We start from the raw sequence: 16,370 nt of genomic DNA on the forward strand, positions 1-16,370 counted from the left end.
TGATTTGAGCAATAAAAAAGGCGTGGTGCTTACCACGCCTTTTTTTATGGGTGGCGAATTACTTCGCTTTACCCTGGTTGGCTACTGCGGCGGCTTTCGCTGCGATTTCGTCAGCGTTGCCCAGGTAGTAACGTTTCAGCGGTTTGAAGTTCTCATCGAACTCATAAACCAGCGGCACGCCGGTAGGGATGTTCAGTTCGAGGATCTCATCTTCGCTCAGGTTATCCAGGTATTTAACCAGTGCACGCAGGGAGTTACCGTGAGCCGCAACGATAACGCGCTCGCCGGACTTCATGCGTGGCAGAATGGACTCATTCCAGAACGGCGTTACGCGGTCGATGGTCAGCGCCAGACTTTCGGTGGTTGGCAGCTCGCTGTCGGTCAGTTTAGCGTAACGTGGATCGTGGCCAGGGAAGCGCTCGTCGTCTTTAGACAGCTCTGGCGGGGTGATCGCGAAGCCGCGACGCCACTGTTTAACCTGCTCGTCACCGTATTTTTCAGCGGTTTCAGCTTTGTTCAGACCCTGCAGGGCGCCGTAGTGACGCTCGTTCAGTTTCCAGGATTTCTCAACCGGCAGCCAGGCCTGGTCCAGTTCATCGAGGATATTCCACAGGGTGTGGATGGCACGTTTCAGCACAGAGGTGTAAGCGAAGTCGAAAGTGAAGCCTTCGTCCTTCAGAAGCTTACCGGCAGCTTTAGCTTCGGTACGACCTTTATCAGACAGATCAACATCATACCAACCAGTGAAGCGGTTTTCGTTGTTCCACTGGCTTTCGCCGTGACGAACCAGTACCAGCTTAGTAACAGCCATGATTTACTCCTTAATGAGCCTGGGATTAATGATAACAATTATCATTATATTGCCGTGCCATAAGTCACGGCAATGATAAACGTTTAACATAGCGAAAAAGCGCGTGGAGTGTAAGGTGGTTGTAAAAGGTTGTTATATTTTTGGCTCGATCTGGCGGGAAAGTCAGCGATTTGGTGAGAAATTGCCCTTATTGAAAAGGGCAATAGGGATCAATGAGGCAGAAACTGGTATTCCGTGATGCTGAGATAGGTCTCATCCGGTTTTAACCAGCAGTCCGGCTGCGGCCATTCCGGGTGATTTGGACTGTCCGGCAGGAAACCGCTCTCCAGCGCCAGACCGTTCCAGTCGCTGTAATTTGCGCTATCTCGCGCAGGCGTACCCGCCAGATAGTTCCCGCTGTAGAACTGTAGCGCCGGTGCCGTTGTGAACACCTTCATTTCCAGCGCACCGTCTGCAGACCAGACTCGTGCAACCGGCTGACTAAGATCGCCTTTAGCCTGCAGCAAGAAAGCGTGATCGTAACCTTTGGTGAGGCGCTGATCGTTGTCGGCCATAAAATCTTGCACAAGCGTTTTAGGCTCACGGAAATCAAAGCTGGTGCCAGCCACTTCTTTAAGGTCGCCCGAAGGCAGGCCGCTGGCGTCGACCGGCAAATAGCTGTCGGCCAGCAATTGGAGCTTATGCTGCCGCACATCGCCTTGGGTGCTGTCGAGATTGAAGTAGGCGTGGTTGGTGAGATTGACCGGGCAAGGCTTATCTACGACGGCACGAAGCTCGATGCTGATGCGGTTATCTTCCGTTAAAGCATAGCGCGCCGTGGCGTGTAATTTACCGGGGAACCCCTGATCGCCGTCGCAGGAATCCAGCTCGTAGGTCACTGCTTGCTCATTTTGCACGGCAATGCGCCAGCGGCGTTTATCGAAACCTTCCGGCCCGCCGTGAAGCTGGTTTTCGCCCTGATTAATTTCAAGCTGGAGCATTTCACCGCCAACGGTAAGCTTCCCTCCGGCAATACGGTTAGCGTAGCGCCCGACGGTCGCACCCATAAAGGCACTTTGCTGCAAATAATGCTCAGGCGAAGCGCAGCCCAGCAACGTCTCCCGCACGCCGCCGCCTTTTAGCGGTACCCGACAGGAAAGCAAGGTCGCGCCCCAGTCCATCAGCGTGACGACAATCCCCGCGCTGTTGCGCAGGGTGGTAAGGCGAAACGGCTGGCCGTCCGGCGCCAGCTGCGGCGTCTCTTTTAGCATTGGCCCGCTCCTTCGGAGGCTTTGCAAACGTAGAAGGTTTCTTTAATCCCTGTTTTACTCTCGTACTGTTCTTCTACAGCCTGTTTCACGGCCGGGACGAGATCTTCAGGCACCAGCGCTACAATACAGCCTCCAAAACCACCGCCGGTCATACGTACGCCGCCTTTTTCACCAATGGTCGCTTTGACGATCTCCACAAGGGTATCGATTTGCGGCACGGTGATTTCGAAATCATCGCGCATGGAGGCGTGAGATTCGGCCATCAGCTGGCCCATACGGACCAGGTCACCTTTGGCAAGCGCATCCGCAGCTTCCACGGTGCGGATATTTTCTGTCAGCACGTGACGAACGCGTTTGGCAACGATCGGATCCAGCTCGTGCGCGACGGCATTGAATTTTGCCAGATCAACATCTCGCAGGGCTTTCTGGCTAAAGAAACGAGCGCCGGTTTCACACTGTTCGCGACGGGTGTTGTATTCGCTACCCACCAGCGTGCGTTTGAAGTTGCTGTTAATGATCACCACCGCAACGCCTTTTGGCATGGAGACGGCTTTCGTTCCCAGCGAGCGGCAATCAATCAGCAGGGCGTGGTCTTTCTTGCCAAGGGCGGAAATCAGCTGATCCATAATGCCGCAGTTGCAGCCGACAAACTGGTTCTCTGCTTCCTGGCCATTGAGCGCCAGTTGAGCGCCGTCCAGAGGCAGGTGGTAGAGATGCTGGAAGACTTTGCCGACCGCCACTTCCAGCGAGGCGGACGAGCTTAACCCGGCGCCCTGCGGCACATTGCCGCTGATCACCATATCCACACCGGAAAAGTTGTTATCGCGCTTTTGCAGATGCTTCACCACGCCGCGAACGTAGTTAGCCCACTGTTGTGTATCGTGCGAGACAATAGGGGCATCGAGGGAGAAGCTGTCCTGCTGATTGTCATAATCGGCGGCAACAACCCGGACAATGCGGTCATCACGTTTGGCGCAGCTAATCACCGTCTGATAATCAATGGCGCACGGCAGCACGAAACCATCGTTGTAATCGGTGTGCTCACCAATCAGGTTTACGCGGCCCGGGGCCTGAATAGCGTGTGTTGCCGGGTAACCAAATTGCTCAGCGAACAGACGCTGGGTTTTCTCTTTCAGACTCATAATGACGCTCCTGACTGGCGGAAATGGATATCACTGACGGCACGCAAGCGTTCTGCGGCTTGCTCTGCGGTTAAATCTCGCTGGGTTTCGGCCAGCATTTCATAGCCAACCATAAACTTACGAACCGTGGCGCTGCGCAGCAGCGGCGGGTAGAAATGCGCGTGAAGCTGCCAGTGCTGATTGCTTTCACCGTTGAACGGCGCGCCGTGCCAGCCCATTGAGTAGGGGAAGGAGCACTGGAAGAGGTTGTCATAGCGGCTGGTGAGTTTTTTCAGCGCTAATGCCAGGTCAGCACTTTGTTCTGCGCTGAGGTCGGTGATACGCAGGACGTGGGCTTTGGGCAGCAGCAGCGTTTCGAATGGCCAGGCTGCCCAGTAAGGGACGACGGCCAGCCAGTGTTCGGTTTCAACTACGGTGCGGCTACCGTCCGCCTGCTCACGCTGCACGTAGTCCAGCAGCATTGGGGTGCCCTGGTGGGCGAAATATTCACGTTGTAGGGTATCTTCACGGGCGACCTCGTTAGGCAAAAAACTGTTTGCCCAAACCTGTCCGTGAGGATGTGGGTTGGAGCAGCCCATAGCTGCGCCTTTGTTTTCAAATACCTGAACCCACGGGTATGTCTGCCCCAGCTCAGCGGTCTGCTGTTGCCAGGTTTGTACAACTTCTTCCAGAGCGGGAAGCGTGAGCTCTGGTAATGTTTTACTGTGGTCGGGAGAGAAGCAGATAACCCGGCTGGTACCGCGCGCGCTTTCGCAACGCATCAAGGGATCCTGGCTTGCCGGGGCATCGGGCGTGTCCGTCATCAGCGCCGCAAAATCGTTGGTAAAAACGAAAGTGCCGGTGTACTCGGGGTTTTTATCCCCGGTAACGCGCGTATTTCCAGGGCAAAGAAAACAGTCCGGATCGTGTGCCGGAAGTTTTTCTTGCGCAGGGGTTTCCTGCGCGCCCTGCCAGGGGCGCTTCGCCCGATGTGGCGAAACCAAAATCCATTGACCCGTTAGCGGGTTATAGCGGCGATGCGGATGATCGACCGGGTTAAACTGCTCCATTACATATCCTTAATCTTCATAACCTTGGGGGTGGCGTGACTGCCAGCGCCAGGTATCGTCTGCCATTTCCTGCAGCGACCGGCTGACACGCCAGTTGAGTTCTTTGTCGGCTTTGGTGGCGTCGGCCCAGTAGGCCGGCAGATCGCCATCACGACGAGGGGCAAAGTGGTAGTTCACCGGTTTACCGCAGGCTTTGCTGAAGGCGTTTACCACGTCGAGCACGCTGCTGCCGACACCTGCGCCCAGGTTGTAAATATGAACGCCTGGTTTACCGTTCAGCGCCTGCATCGCGGCAACGTGGCCGTCGGCGAGATCCATCACGTGGATGTAATCACGCACGCCGGTACCGTCTTCGGTTGGGTAATCGTTACCAAAAATAGCCAGCGAATCGCGTCGACCTACGGCAACCTGCGCAATGTAAGGCATCAGGTTATTCGGGATGCCCTGAGGGTCTTCGCCCATATCGCCTGACGGATGGGCGCCGACCGGATTAAAGTAGCGCAACAGCGCAACGCTCCAGTTTGGCTGGGCTTTTTGCAGGTCGGTAAGGATTTGCTCAACCATCAGCTTGCTTTGGCCGTAAGGGCTGGCGGGTTTACCGGTAGGGAAACTTTCTACATAAGGAATTTGAGGCTGGTCGCCGTAAACGGTGGCGGAAGAGCTGAAGATGAAGTTAGTTACGTTTGCCGCTCGCATGGCGGCGATAAGCTTCAGAGTGCCGGTCACGTTGTTGTCGTAATACTCCAGCGGCTTATTCACCGATTCACCGACGGCTTTCAGGCCGGCAAAATGAATTACGGCATCGATACGATGGTCGTGGAAAATTTCTGCCAGCAGGGCTTCGTCGCGAATATCACCGTTGATAAACAGCGGATGCTTGCCACCCAGGCGTTCAATTTCCGGCAATACGCTGCGCTTGCTGTTGCACAGGTTATCGAGGATCACCACATCGTGGCCGCTTTGCAGCAACTGTACGCAGGTATGACTTCCAATGTAACCGCTACCACCTGTAACCAAAACTCTCATTTTTCGCTCCATATAGCCTATGGGTTAAGATAACCATAGCATAACAGATGGCTGAAAAATGTGATATGCACCAGATTAGTGGTATCGTTTACACTGCGTTATTTTTCGTGAATAAAAAGGATATAACGCATTGTAAAACAAATGCGTAAACATGAAAGGGTGCGTCTATTCCGAAAGTCTGACTGCGACTCTATATGAAAAAGGCGCCGCAGCGCCTTGAAGGATTATGCGGGAAGAATATTTTCTATCTGATAGCCGTACTTGTCGCCGACCGGGACAAACGTCAGCCGATGGGTAATGCACTGGGGCGCATCTTCGGCATGGTGGGACACAAACAGCAGCTGTGTTTCTCCTTCGCCAATCAAAATATCGACAAAGCGACGTATCAGCTGGCGGTTGAGCGGATCCAGCCCTTGCAAAGGTTCATCCAGGATCAGCAATGTTGGGTGCTTAACCAGCGCACGGGCAATCAGCGCCAGGCGCTGCTGCCCCCATGAAAGGCTGTGGAAAGGCGCATCGGCGGTGGCATTATCCATGCCCAGCATATTCAGCCATTCGCGGGTCAGCTTCTGCTGACGATCTGAAACGGCCTGGTAGATCCCAATTGAGTCGAAATAGCCTGACAGAATAACGTTTCGCACGGTGGTGCTCACGCGGTAATCCAGATGCAGGCTGCTGCTGACGTACCCAATGTGCTTTTTGATATCCCATATTGTCTCGCCGCTGCCCCGGCGGCGCCCAAACAGCGTCAGATCGTTGCTGTAACCCTGGGGGTGATCGCCAGTGATCAGGCTGAGTAACGTAGATTTTCCTGCGCCGTTAGGGCCGACAATTTGCCAGTGCTCGCCGGGGTTCACTGACCAGCTAAGTTTGTGCAGGATAGGGCGATCGTTGTATTCCACCACGCCATCGTTAAGCACAATACGAGGCTGGTTTTCCGGCAGCGTATAGCGGGCGGACGGATCGTCGGCTTCCGGGAGCGCCACGCCCGCCAGCTTCTCGCTGTGGGCCAACTGAGCGATAAGCGCCTGCTCAAGTAGCGCCTGCTTTTTACCGCTTTCTGTCAGCGTGCAGTCTGCTAACACGCCGGCGAATTCCACAAAATCCGGGATTTCATCGAATCGGTTCAGGACCAGAACCAGGGTGTAGCCCTGGGCGCTAAGCTGTTCGAGAAGGCTTGCCAACTGCTGGCGAGATTTCACGTCCAGCCCGTCGAACGGTTCATCCAGGATCAGCAGTTCTGGCTCCGACATTAGCGCCTGGCAAAGCAGCGTTTTGCGTGTTTCTCCCGTCGACAGATATTTAAAGCGGCGGGTGAGCAGATGTTCAATGCCAAACAGCGTGGCCAGATCGCGGCAACGGGCTTCATTGACCACCTCTTCCTGGATAATTTCTGCGGTGGTGCGGCCGGTATCGTCTTCGTCGGCGCTTAGCATATCGGTGTTATTGCGCTGCCACTCGTCGCTGACCAGTTTTTGCAACTGTTCAAAAGAGAGATGAGCAATGCGGGTGAAGTCGCAGTGGCGTTCGCCCTTCATGATAGGCAGGCTACCGGCCAGCGCGCGGGCAAGAGCGGATTTACCGCTGCCGTTCGCCCCAACAAATGCCCAGCTTTCTCCGGCGTGAAGGGTAAGATCATTCAGGGTAAGGGTTTTTATGTCGCTAAGGTGAAACGTACCTTGCGAAATTTGCAACGCAGACATGTTTTATCCCATTTTTTGCAGCGATGAAGCTACAGATTTACGGCGTGTCTGCGTTGATGTCAATGAGAAGCGGACTTTTAGCAGAGTGTGGCGACAATGACCCTGTCTGCATTGAAATATGCTGTGACCTTAGCACCTTCTGCCAGCGCCTGCTGTTCTACGTGGATATTCGGCAGGGTGGCGCACAGCGTTTGTCCATCTGTCAGCTGAATCAGCACTTCACTTTGCTCTTTACCCTGCTCAATGCTGCTGATTTTGCCCGGCAGCTGGTTATCGGCATTGCGCGCCGCATTAGCATCCGTTGTGACGTCTATCCACGGTGCTTTGATAAGCACCAATACTTCTTTGCCTTCATCCAGTCCCAGCCGCTCTGCGCTTTGGCGGGTAATCGCCGCTTTCAGACGCGATTCACCGTCAGCCAGCAGAATATCGACGTGCTGCTGAACCTGTTCGTCATCGCGTTTAAGTACTGTACCAAACAGCTGATTGCGGGCGCTGGTTTGCAGTGAAAAACGGGAGATGGCGGCGAGCAGGCTGTCCAGGGGCAGGGCATCATCCTGCAAAACATCAAAGGCCTTTTGTTGAATTTGCGCGAGCAGATCGTAGAGCTGAATCAGGCGCTCACCGTACCGGGTCAGGACGGCACCGCCGCCGCCTTTGCCGCCGGTGGCGCGATCAACCAGGCTTGATTCTGCCAGCTGATTCATTTCGTTAATCGCATCCCATGCGCTTTTGTAACTGATGCCCGCCAGTTTTGCGCCCTGGCTAATCGATCCCGTGTGGCGAATTTGTTTAAGCAGCGCAATGCGTCGCGGGTCGGCGAACAGCCGTTGCTGGAGTTTCAGAGTTAATAAAATTTCAGCCTGCATAGTTTCTCCGCGCCGCAAATCGGCTCAGCGTTTCCCTTTGTAATCATGGGGGAAAATTATATCAGTTCGCCGCCAGGGGACAAATCGTTCCTGATTACGCGAACTAAAACTATGGTTACTGCTCGGTTATATCGAATTAATAACCAGTTTTTGTCTTTTTATTGGGTTTTAATTTTTATTAACCAGCTCTTGTTTAGAGATTAATTTCATTAAAAGAATAGTTTCGTCTTGTGATTACCCCTATTATCCCTGCCGTACATTGGATGACAGAACAGACATATCTCGGGATTAGGGGCAACTATGAGTACGCTGACAACAAAAGGAAATGAGGCAAAAGAGAATCGCTTGCTGAACGGTTTTCTTAATGCCATTGAGAAAGCAGGTAACCGACTGCCGGAACCCGCGCTGATTTTCTTCTATTTTTTACTGGTTGTGATGGGGCTATCCGCCGCGCTGTCACAGTTAGAGTTTGATATCGTTAACCCGGTGACTCAGAAAGCCGTGCAGGTCAACAACCTGCTTTCCGCCGAGGCGTTAACACATACGCTTTCTACGATGGTGACCACCTTTACCAGTTTTGCTCCTTTAGGCATCGTTCTGGTGGCTATGCTGGGCGTTGGCGTTGCCGAAAGCTCCGGCTTTATTAACGTTGCACTGAAAAAAATGCTCCGTGTTACGCCGAAAAAACTGCTGACGCCGATGCTGATTTTTGTCGCAATGTTTAGTCACGTCGCGGCAGATGCGGGATATGTGCTGGTGATCCCTCTCGGTGCCATTATTTTTATGTCCGCCGGGCGCCATCCTTTGGTGGGGATCGCGGCGGCATTCTCCGGCGTATCCGGTGGCTTTGCGGCCAATATGGTGCCAACCGGTAACGACGCGCTGCTGCAAGGTTTCACCCAGGCCGCGGCTCAGCTGCTCGACTCAACGTATACCGTGAACACGCTGTGTAATCTGTTCTTCGGGACCGGCTCAACACTATTGATCACCCTCGTTGGCTGGTGGGTGACGGAGAAAATCGTCGAGCCTCGGGTCAGTAAAATGGCGATTGATGGTGACTTTAAGCACGATGAAGATATGTCCAGCGTCACGCCAGAAGAGAGCCGGGCATTCCGTCGTGCGGGCCTGGTGATGCTCCTTAGTTTGCTAGGGCTTGCCGCTGCCGCCTGGCCTGAAAGCTCAACGCTGCGCAGCCCGGCAGGCGCGTTAACCGACTTCGGCGCGCCTGTCATGAAGTCTATCGTCCCGCTCATCTTCCTGATTTTTATTCTGCCGGGCATTGTCTATGGTTTTGCGGCAGGCACCTTTAAATCGGGAAAAGACGTCATTGGGGCGATGAACGACTCAATGAGCAAAATGGGCTCTTATATGGTGATGGCGTTTTTCTGTGCGTTGTTCATTAAAGCCTTCAGCGATTCGAATATTGGTACGCTGGTGGCGCTGGCGGGGGCGGACGGCCTTAAAGCCATGGCGCTGCCGGGAGAGGCGACAATTATCGGTATGGTGCTGCTGACGGCGCTGGTTAATCTGCTGATTGGTTCGGCTTCAGCAAAATGGGCGCTGCTGTCGCCTATTATGGTGCCGATGCTTATGGCCGTGGGGATATCGCCAGAGCTTACTCAGGCGGCGTTCCGCATCGGTGATTCTTCCACAAACATTATCACGCCGATGATGGTGTTCTTCCCGCTGATCGTGATTTACTGCCAGCGCTATGTGAAAGGCGCTGGCGTGGGCACGCTGGTATCAATGATGATGCCTTATTCTATCGCCTTCCTGGTGAGCTGGAGCCTCTTCCTGCTGGTGTGGTGGGGGCTGGAAATGCCGCTTGGCGTTGCGGCACCTTATACCTGGTCAGCTGGATAAGCCGCACCGGGCAGGCAAATGGCACAAAAGGAGAGTGCGTTTTTCTCAACTGCCGCTAGAATAATCACTCTCGCTTTTGCCGGAGGCAACTATGTTCGAGTTATTGAAAAGCCTGGTGTTTGCCGTGGTCATGGTGCCGGTTGTGATGGCAGTCATCCTCGGTCTCATCTATGGATTGGGTGAAGTGTTTAACGTCTTTTCAAAAGTCGGTCATCGCGACCAACAGCCGAAACAGCATCACTGATTCCCTGAAAGCCCGGCATTTGCCGGGTTTTCTCTTTCTGCCGCCTTAGCGCCCCACACGCAGTCATTCCGTTGATCTCCGTCAAGAACTTTAAAGGCCTTCGTCTTTCTGCCGATAAATTCTGTATCTTCCGCATTGCAATCGTTATATTTCACGTTACATAACGAAACAAACGGAGTGAAAACATGAATCAACGTTGGGTTCGCCTCGCCCTGGGGGCGGCATTATCTGTTTCTCTGGCAGGCCAGGCACTGGCTGAAAGTAGCAAAATTACCGTCTTTGCGGCGGCATCGTTAACCAATGCGATGCAGGATATTGCCACGCAATATCAGAAAGAGAAGAAAGTTGAGATCGCTTCTTCTTTTGCCTCTTCTTCCACGCTTGCTCGCCAGATTGAAGCGGGGGCACCAGCCGATCTGTTTATTTCTGCCGATCAGAAATGGATGGATTATGCTGTTGAGAAAGACACCATCAAAACGGACACTCGCGAAACGCTGTTAGGTAACAGTCTGGTCGTTGTTGCACCGACTGCCAGCAAGCAGGGCGACATCGCCATTGATGCGAAAACCGACTGGGCATCGCTGCTAAAAGGTGGTCGTCTGGCCGTAGGCGATCCCGATCATGTTCCTGCGGGGATTTACGCCAAAGAGGCGCTGCAAAAGCTGGGCGCATGGGACAGCTTATCCAGTAAACTAGCTCCGGCCGAAGACGTCCGTGGTGCGCTGGCGCTGGTTGAGCGCGACGAAGCGCCGTTGGGCATCGTTTACGGTTCTGACGCCGTCGCTGGAAAAGGCGTAAAAGTCGTGGGGACCTTCCCGGAAGATTCTCACAAGAAAGTGGAATACCCGATTGCGATTGTGAAAGGCCACGATAACCCGTCAGTGACCGCGTTCTATAGCTATCTGAAAGGACCGGAAGCGGCGAAAGTCTTCCAAAAATACGGATTTACGACGAAACAATGATATTGAGCGATCCCGAGTGGCAGGCAGTACTGCTAAGCCTAAAAGTTTCATCTATTGCGGTACTGTTCAGTCTTCCTATCGGGATCTTCTTTGCCTGGGTGCTGGTTCGCTGCCGCTTCCCGGGCAAAGCCTTGCTCGACAGCCTGATTCATCTTCCCCTGGTGCTGCCGCCGGTGGTGGTGGGCTATCTGCTTTTGGTGGCTTTTGGCCGCCGCGGTTTTATCGGTGCCTGGCTGTATGACTGGTTTGGCATTACCTTCGCCTTTAGCTGGCGAGGGGCGGTGCTGGCGGCGGCGGTGATGTCTTTCCCGCTGATGGTCAGGGCAATCCGCCTCGCGCTGGAAGGGGTTGATCTCCGTCTTGAACAGGCGGCCAGAACGCTGGGCGCAGGGCGCTGGCGTGTCTTTTGCACCATTACTTTGCCGTTAACGCTGCCAGGTATTATTGCCGGTACCGTGCTGGCCTTTGCCCGCTCGCTGGGCGAGTTCGGCGCAACAATTACTTTTGTGTCCAACATTCCCGGTGAAACCCGAACGCTGCCTTCGGCCATGTATACCCTGATTCAAACCCCCGGCGGAGAAAGCGCCGCCGCACGTTTATGCCTGATCGCTATCGCGCTGGCGATGGCCTCACTGCTGGTGGCCGAATGGCTGGCGAGAGTCAGCCGTAAACGTATGGGGGCAAACTGATGCTGGAACTTAACTTCGTTCAAACCCTGGGGACGCATCGGCTGGAAATCAATGAAATCCTGCCGGGCCAGGGCATCACGGCTGTGTTTGGTGTCTCCGGTGCAGGAAAAACTTCCTTAATCAACGCTATAAGCGGCCTGACTAAACCCGAACAGGGGCGAATCGTGTTGAACGATCGCGTCCTGAGCGATGCCGAAAAGCAACTTTATCTGCCGCCGGAAAAACGCCGGGTCGGCTATGTGTTCCAGGATGCGCGCCTGTTCCCGCACTACCGTGTGCGCGGCAATTTAAAATACGGCATGGCAAAAAGCATGGCCGGCCAGTTCGACAAGCTGGTGGCATTGCTCGGCATTGAAGAGTTGTTGGAGCGTTTCCCCTGGAGCCTTTCCGGTGGTGAAAAGCAGCGCGTTGCTATCGGGCGAGCTCTTCTGACCGCGCCGGAGCTGCTGCTGCTGGACGAGCCGCTAGCCTCGCTGGATATCCCCCGTAAACGTGAATTGTTGCCTTATCTCCAGCGGCTCGCCCGCGAGATCAATATTCCCATGCTGTACGTGAGCCACTCGCTGGAGGAAATCTTACATCTGGCAGACAAAGTGCTGGTGCTGGATGCCGGAAATGTTAAAGCGTTTGGCAACCTTGAAGAGGTTTGGGGCAGCAGCGTGATGCATCCGTGGCTGCCTAAAGAGCAGCAAAGCAGCGTGCTGAAAGTTACCGTGCTCGAGCACCATCCACATTACGCCATGACGGCGCTGGCGCTTGGCGATCAGCATCTGTGGGTAAACAAAATCGACAAACCGGTGCAGGCTCCGCTGCGCATTCGCATTCAGGCTTCTGACGTTTCGCTGGTGCTACAGCCGCCGGTCAACAGCAGTATTCGCAACGTTCTGCGGGCAAAGGTTGCCCAGTGCTTTGACGATGAAGGGCAGGTGGAGGTTCAGCTTGAAGTGGGTTCCCGCACGCTGTGGGCGCGCATCAGCCCCTGGGCCCGGGACGAACTGGCGGTAAAACCTGGCCAGTGGCTGTATGCGCAAGTGAAAAGCGTGTCGATCGCAACCTGATTACAGCACGTACTTATAAAGCGTTTCGGCGATCCCGGTTTCCAGATTCGTGCCGATAGTCATATTCGCGCGGGATTTTATCGCATCGTCGGCATTGCCCATGGCCACGCCCATCCCGGCGCTTTCCAGCATGCTCAGATCGTTGTAGTTGTCACCGAATGCAATCACCTGATCCATGGCCAGACCCTGAGACGCTACCCACTGAGCCAGGCGAGCCCCTTTACTGTTGCCACGCTGGGCGACATCAACCTGATCGTGCCATGACCACTCGCAGGAGAGATCCAGTTCGCGCTCTACCTCAACGGTAAACTGCCTGAGCTTAGGAATGTCTGAATCCGTCAGGGCAAACTTCCAGATAGCCTCCACATCCTGAGCCGCCTCTTTGAGTGAAGGCACGCTGCGGAAAACCGGACGCTGGTGTTCAGGTAATGATTGCGCCCAGGTTTGGGTGCGGGCGACGTGGGCTTTGACGTGTTCTGAGCTTTCGAGATAGAGCATTGCATCGTCGACGTACATCAGGCCATGCACCCGATGAGCCGTCAGTAAATCTACCATTTTCGTGGCCTGCTCCGGGCGAAGGGGATCGGACGCCAGAACCTTTTTTGCATGATAATCATACAAATAAGTGCCATTGCAGCAAATTGCAGGTGTATCCAGAGCCAGTGCCTGATAAAAAGGATGTATGGCGACATGATGGCGACCCGTTACGATAACCACTTTCACGCCCGCTTCGCGAGCTTGCTGAAGGGCCGTAATGGACTCCGGGAGAATGTTTTTTTGCGGGGTCAGTAGGGTGCCGTCGAGATCGAGAGCAATTACGCGATAACTCATTTAGGGTTCCAGTCATTATTCATAAGGTTCGTTCCGATGGTACACCGCTCATGCTGTAGCGCAAAATCGCTCGCGCCGTGAGCCGGCCTTATGATGCTTACTTACGACGTCAGGAGGAAAGTAAAGTCATGAAACAGACAGTCTATACCGCCAGCCCGGAAAGCCAGCAGATCCACGTCTGGACGCTGCACGCCAGCGGCGAAATGACCCTTGTGCAGGTGGTTGATGCTCCAGGACAAGTTCAGCCGATGGTCATCAGTCCGGATAAACGCTTCCTGTACGTTGGTGTGCGTCCTGAGTTTCGCGTAGTGGCTTACCGCATTACGCCGGATGATGGCTCTCTGACTGAAGCTGGCGTGGCGCCTCTGCCGGGCAGCCCAACCCATATTTCTACCGATCGCAAAGGTCGCTTCCTGTTCAGCGCGTCATACAACGCGGCAAACGTGGCGGTGATTAGCCTTGAAAATGATGGCCTGCCGGGCGAAACCGTCGATGTGGTTGAGGGGCTGGACGGCTGCCACTCGGCGAACATCTCCCCGGATAACCGCACGCTTTGGACGCCAGCGCTGAAGCAGGATCGTATTTGCCTGTTCACGCTGTCCGATGACGGCAAGCTGGTGGCGCAAACGCCTGCTGAGGTCACGACGGTTGAGGGCGCAGGCCCGCGCCACATGGCGTTTCACCCGAACCAGCAGTATGCATACTGCGTGAACGAGCTTAACAGCAGCGTTGATGTCTGGGAACTGCGCGACCCGCACGGCAAAATTGAATGTGTGCAGACGCTGGACTTTATGCCGCCAGGTTTCACTGGTACCCGCTGGGCTGCCGATATTCATATCACGCCGGACGGTCGTCATCTTTATGCCTGTGACCGCACCGCCAGCATTATTACCGTCTTCAGCGTGTCTGAAGATGGCAGCGTGTTGAACATTGAAGGCTACCAGCCGACGGAAGAGCAGCCTCGCGGTTTCAACGTTGACCACAGCGGTAAATACCTGGTTGCCGTCGGGCAGAAATCCCATCATGCCGCCGTGTACAAAATTAATGGCGAACAGGGGCTACTGGAAGAAAAAGGCCGCTACGCCGTCGGGCAGGGCCCAATGTGGGTGGTGATTAACGCGCACTGATTGTCAGCCATAAAAAAACCTCGCCGCGGCGAGGTTTTTTCTTACTGAGTTAAAAATTACTTCTCTTCGACGACCGGGCTGCCTACGCCGCGGTTATTGAACTCCCACATGCGGTTGAAGTTCGGGTCATTCAGATCGCGTTTGATCGCGCCTTTATCGTCTTTGGTGCCAACGTTGCCCGCGAACGGACGCTTAGACTCCAGCGCATCGCCCCACGGCTTAGCCGTGTTAAAACCTTCGTTGATCACGCTGTCGCGGATCACAACCTGGCCATTTGCGGCCTGGCCGTTTTCACCGGCTAAGTCCCAGGAGCGGCCCAACTGAGCGTCACCAGCTGCGGTAAAGCGGCTGTTGATGGCCAGGAAGCCGTAGTAGATGTTCGGCAGAGTAGCTGGTGCGAACACAGAACCTTCTTTGGTGCGGCTGTTCACCAGGCGGAAATCGGTGTTATCAAACACTACCGCACCGCGGCCTGCGACCACATCCACATCACCTTCAATGTAGCTGTTGGTGACCAGCGTGCGCGGCTGACGGTTAGTCAACATGCGGTTCTGAACGTCGCTGTTGGTGACGAAGAAAGTGTTCTGGCGGCCCAGCAGGTGAACGTTATTCAGCTGCACTTTATCGCCATCGCTACGCAGCGCCACGGCCTGATGATTGCCGGCATCCACGCTGTCACCCAGGGTGTTCTGGATGGTCAGGTTCTGGAGCTGCAGGCCATTATTCTGCGACCAAACGGCAGCGGAACACATCACGCCCACGGTCGCGCCACGGCGGCTCTGGCAGTTATCAAACATGTACCAGGCAGGTTTTCCAGGCATGTATTTCCCGCCTGGGTTAACGGCGCGACGCCAGGTTGTCGGGTCGGTTTCAGAGTCCAGCGTCAGGCCGATTTTGACATCGTCCGCGTTGCCAGAGGTGCCGTACAGCGTCACGCTGCCAGAAGCCGCAGGAATATACACCGTACCTTCATATTGACCCGGCATAATGGCGATATAAAGGCGAGAGCTGCTGTGCTTGATGATGGCAGCGTCCACCGCGGCCTGGACTGACGTATGGGTGACGCCAGGCGTACCGGCAGGGCCAACCACGAAATCAGGCTGCTGAGGCGTACGAATCGAGGACGGCGTCCACGCGGCTTCATTTGGGTTCATTGACGTGAAGTAGCGTGCAGCCACAAAATTCTGCGCTTCGTCAGCCGCCAGGATCGGGCGGGACTGGGTTCCCGGCGCCACCTGAGTAGACGGTTTGTCCTGGGGTGGGGTTGAGCTACATGCACTCAGCGCCACGGCGAAAGCCAGGGCTGCGGCGCGACGAGAAACCGATAATGTGTTCAAGGTTGCTCCTTGCTGTACGGTGGAATAGAGGGTTATTTCAAAACCTGCTTTTTATACTAAGTTGAGCGAAACGGGAAGCCGATTTGTGCAAATCGGCTTCAGAAAGAGGGAAGAGGGCATTATCCGAGGATGAAAAGGGAGGGGTTAATCTTTTTCTACGGTGTACTGGCCGTCTTTCTTGCGAATAATATATTTGTGGTCACTGTCGCAGGAGACGGTAAGTGAACCCCCGAATGCGGCGGGGTACACGCTGTTCACGGTATCGCACTGATACCCCGCCTGGCGAATCACTGACTGCGACTCCGCTTTTAGCTGGGGCGAGCCGGTATCGGCCAGGGCGTTGCCTGCTATCAGGCAGAAGCTGAGTACAACGGTTCTCTTCATTTCTGTCTCTCTGTGATGTGAATCT

16 protein-coding genes are annotated in these 16,370 nt (G+C 54.7%); 6 read left to right on the forward strand and 10 right to left on the reverse strand.

The genetic code is table 11. From position 1 onward, the window contains the following. Window positions 1-58 precede the first annotated feature (58 nt). The 7 genes from gpmA to modE all read right to left on the reverse strand — a co-directional run bounded on the left by gpmA (window position 59) and on the right by modE (window position 7,850). Window positions 59-811, reverse strand: coding sequence for a 2,3-diphosphoglycerate-dependent phosphoglycerate mutase (gpmA, locus tag LH23_RS11615; protein WP_008456186.1), 753 nt, complete (start codon window positions 809-811; stop codon window positions 59-61). 209 nt (window positions 812-1,020) lie between these two features. Beyond that, complete coding sequence (galM, locus tag LH23_RS11620; protein WP_039291249.1) at window positions 1,021-2,061, reverse strand: galactose-1-epimerase; 1,041 nt, start codon at window positions 2,059-2,061, stop codon at window positions 1,021-1,023. Next, window positions 2,055-3,203, reverse strand: a complete 1,149-nt coding sequence (galK, locus tag LH23_RS11625) for a galactokinase (protein WP_039291251.1) — start codon at window positions 3,201-3,203, stop codon at window positions 2,055-2,057. Before galK ends, galM begins: the two co-directional genes overlap by 7 nt. Then, complete coding sequence (gene galT, locus LH23_RS11630; protein WP_039291253.1) at window positions 3,200-4,252, reverse strand: galactose-1-phosphate uridylyltransferase; 1,053 nt, start codon at window positions 4,250-4,252, stop codon at window positions 3,200-3,202. Before galT ends, galK begins: the two co-directional genes overlap by 4 nt. A gap of 9 nt (window positions 4,253-4,261) precedes the next feature. Then, complete coding sequence (gene galE, locus LH23_RS11635) at window positions 4,262-5,278, reverse strand: UDP-glucose 4-epimerase GalE (protein ID WP_039291255.1); 1,017 nt, start codon at window positions 5,276-5,278, stop codon at window positions 4,262-4,264. A 224-nt stretch (window positions 5,279-5,502) separates the two neighbouring features. Continuing rightward, window positions 5,503-6,981, reverse strand: coding sequence for a molybdate ABC transporter ATP-binding protein ModF (gene modF / locus LH23_RS11640; RefSeq protein WP_039291257.1), 1,479 nt, complete (start codon window positions 6,979-6,981; stop codon window positions 5,503-5,505). A 77-nt stretch (window positions 6,982-7,058) separates the two neighbouring features. Next, complete coding sequence (modE, locus tag LH23_RS11645; RefSeq protein WP_039291258.1) at window positions 7,059-7,850, reverse strand: molybdenum-dependent transcriptional regulator; 792 nt, start codon at window positions 7,848-7,850, stop codon at window positions 7,059-7,061. A 300-nt stretch (window positions 7,851-8,150) separates the two neighbouring features. Between modE and LH23_RS11650 the strand changes: the two genes are divergently transcribed. The 5 genes from LH23_RS11650 (at window position 8,151) to modC (ending at window position 12,666) form a co-directional block, all read left to right on the forward strand. After that, on the forward strand, window positions 8,151-9,713 hold the full coding sequence (locus tag LH23_RS11650) for an AbgT family transporter (RefSeq protein WP_039291260.1): 1,563 nt from the start codon (window positions 8,151-8,153) through the stop codon (window positions 9,711-9,713). A gap of 91 nt (window positions 9,714-9,804) precedes the next feature. Beyond that, window positions 9,805-9,957, forward strand: coding sequence for an AcrZ family multidrug efflux pump-associated protein (locus LH23_RS23425; RefSeq protein ID WP_008456213.1), 153 nt, complete (start codon window positions 9,805-9,807; stop codon window positions 9,955-9,957). Between the two features lie 185 nt (window positions 9,958-10,142). Then, window positions 10,143-10,919 (forward strand): molybdate ABC transporter substrate-binding protein, encoded by a 777-nt coding sequence (gene modA / locus LH23_RS11660; protein WP_039291262.1) that lies wholly within the window; start codon window positions 10,143-10,145, stop codon window positions 10,917-10,919. Then, entirely contained in the window at window positions 10,916-11,608 is a 693-nt protein-coding gene (gene modB / locus LH23_RS11665) for a molybdate ABC transporter permease subunit (protein WP_039291263.1), read from the forward strand. The genes modA and modB overlap by 4 nt, the downstream gene beginning before the upstream one ends. Further along, window positions 11,608-12,666, forward strand: coding sequence for a molybdenum ABC transporter ATP-binding protein ModC (modC, locus tag LH23_RS11670; protein ID WP_039291265.1), 1,059 nt, complete (start codon window positions 11,608-11,610; stop codon window positions 12,664-12,666). The genes modB and modC overlap by 1 nt, the downstream gene beginning before the upstream one ends. Here the strand turns inward: modC and LH23_RS11675 are convergent, their stop codons facing one another. Next, window positions 12,667-13,497, reverse strand: coding sequence for a pyridoxal phosphatase (locus LH23_RS11675; protein WP_039291266.1), 831 nt, complete (start codon window positions 13,495-13,497; stop codon window positions 12,667-12,669). Between the two features lie 128 nt (window positions 13,498-13,625). On the opposite strand from LH23_RS11675, the gene pgl reads away from it, so the two are divergent. Then, window positions 13,626-14,624, forward strand: coding sequence for a 6-phosphogluconolactonase (gene pgl, locus LH23_RS11680; protein ID WP_039291268.1), 999 nt, complete (start codon window positions 13,626-13,628; stop codon window positions 14,622-14,624). 56 nt (window positions 14,625-14,680) lie between these two features. Here pgl and LH23_RS11685 read toward each other — a convergent pair whose 3' ends face one another. Both LH23_RS11685 and LH23_RS11690 read right to left on the reverse strand, forming a co-directional pair. Beyond that, complete coding sequence (locus tag LH23_RS11685) at window positions 14,681-15,961, reverse strand: putative acyl-CoA thioester hydrolase (RefSeq protein WP_039291271.1); 1,281 nt, start codon at window positions 15,959-15,961, stop codon at window positions 14,681-14,683. A 144-nt stretch (window positions 15,962-16,105) separates the two neighbouring features. Then, a complete protein-coding gene (locus tag LH23_RS11690) occupies window positions 16,106-16,345 on the reverse strand; it encodes a hypothetical protein (RefSeq protein WP_039291273.1) in 240 nt (79 codons plus the stop codon). Window positions 16,346-16,370 lie beyond the last annotated feature (25 nt).

Source organism: Cedecea neteri, assembly GCF_000758305.1.
Taxonomy (GTDB): domain Bacteria; phylum Pseudomonadota; class Gammaproteobacteria; order Enterobacterales; family Enterobacteriaceae; genus Cedecea; species Cedecea neteri_C.